This window comes from Ideonella sp. P3_A4 (assembly GCF_056403075.1).
This window is the reverse complement of sequence record NZ_JBFUGE010000275.1, coordinates 1-7,942: the sequence shown is the minus strand read 5'-3', so window position 1 is coordinate 7,942 and position 7,942 is coordinate 1. Positions and strand designations below refer to the sequence as shown.

Here is a 7,942-nt window from a genome sequence, read left to right as displayed (position 1 = left end):
ACAACAGGTTGGTGTACGGGTGGATCGTCTGGTTGCGCAGCTCGGCGAACGGGTGGTTCGGGCCGGTCTTCATCTTCGGCGCGTGGCAGGCCACGCACTGCGCTTGCGCAAAGAGCTTGCTGCCGCGATCGATCTTGACCGGGTCGACGTTGTGCTCCGGCGAGACCCGTGTGTCGGCCGGGAAGCCGCTGCGCAGGCTGCGCTGCGCCGGCACCCCGATCAGCGACAGATAGTGGGCCATGCGTTGCAGCTCGGCTTCGCTGATCGCCGGCGCATCGCCGCCCGGCTTGTGGCAGCCCGCGTCGTCTTTCTGGCAGCTGCGGCGCGGGTACACCGGCGAGGTCACGCCCATGTCGCGCACCAGCGCTTCGCCGACCTGCTGGCGCAGCGTCGCCTTGCCGGCCTTCCAGCCAAAGCGGCCCAGGTGCGTCTCGCCGGTCTCGGGGTTGGTGGCCCAATTCGGGATGCCGCGGATGCCGTCGCCGTTCTTGTCGTTGGCGTCGGCCAGGTCGAGGATGGTCTGCTCGTCCACCGCTTCGAGCAGCCCGAGGCCGATCACCTGCGGCGCCTGGCGCACTGAATAGTTCGCCGGCAGCGGACCCTTGAACGAGTAGACGGGCTTTTGCAGCTCGATCTTCTCGCCGTCGGCCAGCGTGCGCACGGTCGTCGTGTTCAACGCCAGCGTCACTCCATAGTCGGGTGAGCCTTGGGCCTGCGCGCGCTGCTGGATGTTGAAGCCGTAGGTGGGGTCCGGCAGCATCTTGCGGCCCGAATCGGCCGCGGTGGTCACCACGCCCATCGTCTCCAGCCGCGCGCCGACCAACGGCGCTAGGCTGCGGCCGTTGGTCGTGTGGCAGGCAATGCAGCGCTCCTGGTTGTAGCGGGGCCCCAGCTGGCCAATGTGCGCGGTGAAGACCGGGTTGGAGTCTGGGTTCTCCGAGTGCTTGCCGTCGAGGAACGAGGTGTGGAACAGGCGCCGCCCCTCGACGAAGCGCTTGGTGTTGCCGATGCCGATGTTGTTCGCCATCTGCTGGAACATGCGCATCGGCTCTTCGGAATAGTTGTACGACACGCTGGCCATGCCGCCGGACAAGGTCGACGCGGGCAGCGCCGCCGAATCAAGCCGCGGCTCGACGCCGTACCAGGGCTTCAGCCCCTCGCCGACGATGTACAGCTGCTCGAACGAGTAGTAGCGGCTGCCGCCACCGTCGATCAGTGCGTTGCCGTTCGCGTCGCGCGTCAAACGCGGTGCCGGCGCCAGCTCGATCGGGTCGCCGATCTTCAGCGCGCTGTGCGGGTCGGTGCGCCAGTTCGAGTCGACCACCATCATGCAGTCTTCCTTCGGCTGCTTGGCGTGGCAGATCGGCAGGTTGTTTTCCTTCGGGTTGTTGAAGCCGTAGTTCAACGACCAGCCGTAGTCGCGCACGTTCACGTCGTTGACGTTGCGGAACAGGCTGAAGGTGGTGCCGTCGAAGGTGCCGTCGCTGACGCGCAGGTAGAACTCGATGCGCTGGCGGCCGGCCGGTACGCCGTCGCGGATCTCGAGGCCGAAGACCCGGTTCTGGAAATAGAAGCTCGGGAAGGTCAGGTAGCGGCCCGGGCCGTTGTCGGGCTCGGTCCAGCCTTCACCGCGCTCGCGCGCATGGCGCTCGGTCGGCCGCATGCCCATGCGCGTGACGAGCGTGCCGTCCGGCTCGCGGTACTGCAGCTTCTCGAACACCTCGGTACCGGGCGGGTACAGCGGCACGTAGGCCGCCCGGGCGCCCGTTGCGGCAGGCGCGAGGGCGACCGGTGTCGCGGCGCCCTGCGCGCCGGCCTGTTGGCCGGTTGCTGCGGCCAACAGGCTCGCTACCAGGCCAAGCGCCCAAGGAATCGCCGCGCCAGCACGGCGACCACGCACAAGAAATCCAGAGCCCATGAACTGCCTCCCGTCGACATAACGCCGAGCGGCTGCCCATGGCCATGAGGCGAAAACTCAGGCAACCGCCACCCTCGCCGCCGACGTGAATCCGGATTTTGGAACCGGTTCCCGAAAGCGGTTTCGGGCGCGAGTGTCTCGGGTCGACAAGCGCTTGTCAGCCCGGTTTACAGACTCTTTCTTTCGTCACCAGTTGCCCGCGCATCACGCCCCGGCATGGTGCGATTGCTGCACTGCAGCGAACGATTTCGCGCAGCCTTCGATACGCACTTGCGTGCGATCTCGACTCGCACCAACCCCGCTGTCAGACGGCAGCGGTGATCACGATCTCGATCTTCCACTCCGGCTTGGCCAGGGCGGCTTGCACGGTGGCACGGGCCGGTGTCTGGCCGGGCACGACCCAGCCTTCCCAGACCGAGTTCATCGCCGCGAAGTCGGCCAGATCGGCCAGGAAGATCTGCGCCCGCAGCACCTTGGTCTTGTCGCTGCCGGCACGGGCCAGCAATGCGTCGATCGCTGCCAACACCTGACGCGTTTGGCCGGTGATGTCCTGCGTGCCGTCTTCGGCGATCTGGCCGGCCAGGTAGGCCACGCCGTTGTGAACCGTCATTTCGGCCATGCGGGGGCCGGCATCAAAACGTGTGATCGCCATGGTCAGTGCTTTCGGTGGTGTTTGGTGTGATGGGAATGACGGGCCGGCGGCGCAGCAGAGGGTGGTGCAGCCGCCGCGGCTTTGTGGCCCAGCTTCGATTCGGTGCCGGCCAGCAGCTTGCGGATGTTGGCCTCGTGGCGCCAGACCAGCAGCAGGCTCATCACGGTGATCGGCAGCACCATCGGCGAGGCACCCCAGTTCAGCAACTGGAAGAACGGGGCGAAAGCCGCCGCGACGATCGCCGCCAGCGACGAATAGCGCGTGAAGAAGGCGACGATCAGCCAGGTGGCCAGCGTGGCGGCACCCAACAGCGGGTTCAAGGCCATCAGCACGCCGGCTGCGGTGGCCACGCCCTTGCCGCCCTGGAAGCGGAAGAACACCGGCCACAAATGACCGAGGAACGCGGCCAGCCCCACCATGCCGACAGTCAGCTCACCCCAACCGAAGCGCGGCTGCAGCAGCCAGGCGGCCAGCACCGGCACGTAGCCTTTGAGTGCGTCGAAGGCCAGCGTCAACAGCGCGGCCAGCTTGTTGCCTGAGCGCAGCACGTTGGTCGCGCCCGGATTGCCCGAGCCGTACGAGCGCGGGTCGGACAAGCCCATGACCCGGCTGACGATGACGGCGAACGACAGCGAGCCAATCAAATAGGCTGCGACCAGCGCAGTCAGCGAGTACAGATAAAGCATCCCGTTCACCGTGTCGGCCAAAGGCCGGGGCCGCAGTGTAAGCGGGCGTCAGCCCGGTGCAAGACTGAGACCAGAGGCYGGACGGCAACACGGATTGGCGGCAACCCAGGGCTTGGGTATGCTGGACAGATGAGCCGGAGAGACGGCTGAACGGCCAAAACCCCGAGGGACCGACCGCTTGCTGCGCATCAACTCGTCGCTGATCACACGCATGCTGGTCTCGGTTGCGGCTTTTGCCGTGCTGGTGTTCGTGCTGGCGGGCGGTGTCGAGCTGTGGCGCGAGCGCGGCGAACTGACCCGCGCCGCCCACGTGCGTGCCGACGCGGCGTTGGGCCTGAGCTCGCCACCGATCGCCTTGGCGCTGTGGAACTACGACCTCGCAACGCTGGACCTGCTGGCGCGCAACCTGGTGCGCGATGGCGCCATCGTGCGGGTGCAGGTGCTGGCCGACGACGGCAAGGCGCTGGTCGATGTGTCGCGCCCCGGTTTCCTGCCGTCCAAGGCCGGATCACCCCATGACATGCCACTGAAGGTGGCCGCGCGCGCTGTGCCGATCGGCACTTTGCGCATCAGCGAGTCCTTTGCCGAGATCGATGCGCAGATCGAGCACCGTGCCTTGCAGCGCCTGCCGTGGGAGCTGCTGAAGGTGGTGGCGATCGCGCTCGGCCTGCTGTGGGTGATGCACCGCCTGGTCACCAAGCGGCTGCTGGCGCTGGTGCACGACCTTCGCGGCCTGAAGACCGACGATCCGCACGCGCGTTTGCCGGTGCCGGCTGGCAGCGATGGCTCGGGCGACGAGGTCGTCGTGCTGAGCCAGGCGTTGAACCGCTTTCTCGATGCGCAAGCTCGCGAGACCGGCCTGCGCGAAGCCGCAGAGCAGCAACTGCACGACGGTCTGCACGAACGCTCGGCGATCCTCGGCTCGCTGCGCGATGGTCTGCTGGCGCTCGATGGCGCGATGAACGTGCGCTATGCCAACGAGGCCGCCGCCCGCTTGCTGGGCCAGCCGCTGGAGGCGATGGCCCGCCGCGGCTCATTGGCCGGCCTGGCCGCCGTCGAGACGGCCAATGGCGAGGTCGACATGGCCGAGTGGCTGTCGCCGCGCCTGCGGCGGCGCGAATCGCGCACCGACCGCCTGACGCTGCAGCCGGCAGACGCACCGGCCTTCGAGGCCCAGGCGCAGATCACGCCGGTCAGCGGCGCGCGCGAGGTCGAGTGGATCGTCGTCGTCTCGGACATTTCAGACACGCTGCGTACCCGGGCCGCCGAGCAGGCCCGCGCCGCTGCCGAAGCCGCCAGCCTGGCCAAGACCGAGTTCCTTTCGCGCATGAGCCACGAGCTGCGCACGCCGCTGAACGCAATCGTCGGTTTTGCGCAATCGCTCTCGCAAGACCCCGAGGTGCAGAACGACCCGAAGCGGCGCGAAGGGGTGGCGCTGATCGAGCGGGCCGGCTGGCACCTGACCGGGATGATCAGCGATGTGCTCGACCTGTCGCGCATCGAGTCCGGCCGCTTGCGCCTGACGCTCGGGCCGGTCGACCTGGGCCCGCTGGCGCGCGATGCCATCGCTTTCGTCGCCGCCGATGCCGAACGCGAGCAGGTGCGCTGCTCTCTCGACATCGCCGACAACTCGCGCTGGGTCCATGCCGACCCGGTGCGGGTCGAGCAGGTGCTGGTCAACCTGCTGAGCAATGCCGTCAAGTACAACCGCTCCGGCGGCAAGGTCAGCCTGCGCACCCAGYCCGGGAGCACGCCGGACACGGTCCAGATCATCGTGCGCGACACGGGTCTGGGCATGACCAGTACCCAGCTCGACGGCCTGTACCAGTCTTTCAACCGGCTCGGCCGCGAATCCTCCGGCAAACCCGGCGCGGGCATCGGCCTGGTCGTCACCCGCACGCTGGTGTCGCTGATGCAGGGCCACATGAGCGTGCGCAGCCGACCCGGGGTCGGCAGTGAATTCACGGTGACCTTGCCGGTCTCGCAGGCGCCCACCGAGGTGGTGCCGCACCACCCGATCGATTTCAGCGACTCGCAGCCGCCCGAGGCCCGGCTGCGGCGTTTGCTCTACGTTGAAGACGACGCGGTCAATGCGCTGGTGATGGCGGCGTTGGTCGGCCGCCGGCCGGACCTGTCGCTGGAAGTCTGCAGCACGCTGGCCGAAGGGCTGGCCTCGCTGCGCGCCAAGCCGCCCGACCTGCTGCTGCTGGACATGCAACTGCCCGATGGCCGCGGACTGGACCTGTTGAACACGATGGCCGCCGACCCGCGGCTGCGCCGGCTGCCGGTGGTGATGGTGTCGGCCGATGCAATGGACGAAACCGTGAACGCGGCCATCGCCGCCGGCGCACGGGCCTACGTCACCAAGCCCCTGGCCTTCGACGAGGTGCTGCGCCAGATCGACGCGGTGATGGCCGGTAGCGCAACAACGCTGGCCGGGGGGCTGTAGCCCACTCTAGGCGCGCGCAGCGTCGCCGCCCATCAAGTGGCGTGCGCGGATCCGGCTTTGCCGGTCCGCTGCGCGAGCCCCCTCGGGGGGCAAGCCCCTGGCAAGGGTTCGTGGGGGTCTCATTTCGGCATGTTGGGCACGGCCAATCCGACCTTGCATTCGGTGAACTCGAGTAAGCGCTGGTATTCGCCCGAAGCGCGCAGCGCCGCCAGGCCCTTGTTCATCGCCTCCAGCCGCGCCTGGCTTTGCGGCAACACCTTGGGCAGCAACAGGTGCGTCGTGAAGTTGTCGGTCATCAGCCGGGTGTGGGCGCGGATGGTGCGGGCCTCGACGCCGGTCAGGTGCTGGTCGATCAGGAAACAGGCGACGTTGCGGTCCAGCAGCGCCACGTCGACGCGCCCGCTGGCCAGCTTGTGCAGGATCGAGATGTCGTCGGGCGACCAGTCGACCTTCAACTTGCCGCTGTTGAACAGCGCGTGGAATTCGGGCGTGTAGGTGTAGGTCTTGATCGCGCCGAAGGTGAAGGGCGACAGGTCCTCAGGCTGCTTCCAGTCCACCTGCAGCGGCGCGCGGTACAGCACCACCCACTGCTCGGTCAGCACGTTGTCGCTGAGCAGGAAGCTCTTTTCGTGCTCGGGTTTGTGGCCCCAGTAGGCGGTGCCATCCCATTTGCCGGCTCGCGTCTCTTCGAGCGCGCGGCCCCAGGGCAAGAAGCTGTAGACCACCTCGTGCCCCTGCGTGCGGAGCGCCTCGCGCACGATGCGCAAGGCGACGCCCTGGTCCCAGCGGGCCTCGGTGGCATAGGGCGGCAGCTCACCGGTGGCGAACCGGAGCGTCTCGGCTTCACAGGCCGGCGCTGCGACCACAAAGGCCAGCCCCAAGATCGCGGCAAGGTGGCGACGGCTCATGCGAGTCATCATAAGGACCGGCCCGGCGTCGGGTGACAGGGTTTTCGGCGGCGCCAGCCGCTCTCCCACTAGTCGACCTGATCGCGCTTGGTCGCGTCAGCAGTCGTCCAGCGGCGGGCCTCAGGCGATGGCGCAGCTCACCGGCTTCGCGCCAAGCACGCCGGTCAGCACGTCAGGCGTGATGCCGAGCAGGTAGCCGCGCCGCCCGCCGTTGATCAGGATGCCCGGCAGCGCCAGCACGCTTTCTTCCACGTAGACCGGCATCGCCTTGCGGGTGCCGAAGGGCGACGTGCCGCCGACGAGGAAACCGCTGTGGCGCTGAGCCACGTCGGGCTTGCAAGGCTCGACACTCTTGGCGCCGATCGCGCGCGCCAGGTTCTTGGTGCTGACCTGACGGTCGCCGTGCATCAGCACGATCAGCGGCTCGGCCTTGTCGTCCTGCATCACCAGGGTCTTGACCACCTCGTGCTCGGGCCGGCCCAGCTGGCGTGCCGATTCGGCCGTGCCGCCATGGTCCACATAGTCGTAGACGTGTTCTGTGAAAGCCACCCCATGGGCCTTCAGCCACTGGGTGGCGGGGGTTTCGCTGACGTGCTTATCCTTCTTGGCCATCGTTCTCGTTCATTGAGCCGGGTCGCGTATTTCCCAGCGAATCTCGTCGATCGCGGCCAGCAGCTCGGGCGACAGCGTCGTGCCCCAGGCGTCGAGATTTTCGTCAAGCTGCTCGCGCGTGGTGACGCCGATGATCGTGGAGGCGACGCGCCAGTTGGTGTAGCACCAGGCCAGCGCCATGCGCGTGGGCGTCAACCCATGCTCGTGGGCCAACGCGTTGTAGCAGCGCGCGGCGGCCAGCGCGGCCGGCCGGCCCCAGCGCTGCTGCTTCATGCGCTCGAACAGCGCCATGCGGCCGGTGCTGGTGGGGTCGTGGATGCCACGTTCGTCGTACTTGCCTGTCAGCAGGCCGAAGCCCAGCGGCGAGTACGGGATCAACGCGACACCCAGGCGGTGCATCGTCTCGTCCAACCCGTTGTCGAGCGAGCGGCTGATCAGGCAGTACGGGTTCTGCACCGTCAGCACGCGCGGCAGGCCGTGCGCCTCGGCGATGCGCACGAACTCGGCCACGCCGTACGGCGTCTCGTTTGACAGGCCGATGTGGCGCACCTTGCCGGCCTTGATCAAGGCCGCGAACGCATCGAGCTGGTCGTGGATCGAGGTGTACTCGGCGTCACGTTCCGGCTCGAAGTAGATCGAGCCGAAGCTCGGCGCATTGCGGTTGGGCCAGTGGATCTGGTAGAGGTCGATCTGGTCGGTCTGCAACCGCTTCAAGCT

7 protein-coding genes are annotated in these 7,942 nt (G+C 67.7%); 1 reads left to right on the top strand and 6 read right to left on the bottom strand.

Annotation, left to right across the window (positions count from 1 at the left end; translation table 11 throughout):
- The 3 genes from AC1DYI_RS21015 to plsY form a co-directional block, all read right to left on the bottom strand.
- Window positions 1-1,840: di-heme oxidoredictase family protein (locus AC1DYI_RS21015; RefSeq protein ID WP_477206077.1), on the bottom strand; the 1,840-nt coding region annotated here is incomplete at its 3' end.
- 382 nt (window positions 1,841-2,222) lie between these two features.
- Window positions 2,223-2,570: a RidA family protein gene (locus tag AC1DYI_RS21010; protein ID WP_477206076.1), complete on the bottom strand. Its 348-nt coding sequence runs from the start codon at window positions 2,568-2,570 to the stop codon at window positions 2,223-2,225.
- Between the two features lie 2 nt (window positions 2,571-2,572).
- Window positions 2,573-3,256, bottom strand: coding sequence for a glycerol-3-phosphate 1-O-acyltransferase PlsY (gene plsY, locus AC1DYI_RS21005; RefSeq protein WP_477206078.1), 684 nt, complete (start codon window positions 3,254-3,256; stop codon window positions 2,573-2,575).
- Between the two features lie 178 nt (window positions 3,257-3,434).
- Here plsY and AC1DYI_RS21000 point away from each other — a divergent pair, with 178 nt between their 5' ends.
- Window positions 3,435-5,705, top strand: coding sequence for a hybrid sensor histidine kinase/response regulator (locus AC1DYI_RS21000; protein WP_477206075.1), 2,271 nt, complete (start codon window positions 3,435-3,437; stop codon window positions 5,703-5,705).
- Window positions 5,706-5,824: 119 nt separating this feature from the next.
- Here the strand turns inward: AC1DYI_RS21000 and AC1DYI_RS20995 are convergent, their stop codons facing one another.
- The 3 genes from AC1DYI_RS20995 to AC1DYI_RS20985 form a co-directional block, all read right to left on the bottom strand.
- Complete coding sequence (locus tag AC1DYI_RS20995; RefSeq protein WP_477206074.1) at window positions 5,825-6,613, bottom strand: substrate-binding periplasmic protein; 789 nt, start codon at window positions 6,611-6,613, stop codon at window positions 5,825-5,827.
- A gap of 120 nt (window positions 6,614-6,733) precedes the next feature.
- Window positions 6,734-7,225 carry an aminoacyl-tRNA deacylase gene (locus AC1DYI_RS20990; protein ID WP_477206073.1) on the bottom strand — a complete coding sequence of 164 codons (492 nt, stop codon included), beginning with the start codon at window positions 7,223-7,225 and terminating at the stop codon, window positions 6,734-6,736.
- Window positions 7,226-7,234: 9 nt separating this feature from the next.
- A partial coding sequence (locus AC1DYI_RS20985; RefSeq protein WP_477206072.1) for an aldo/keto reductase occupies window positions 7,235-7,942 on the bottom strand: 708 nt, incomplete at its 5' end.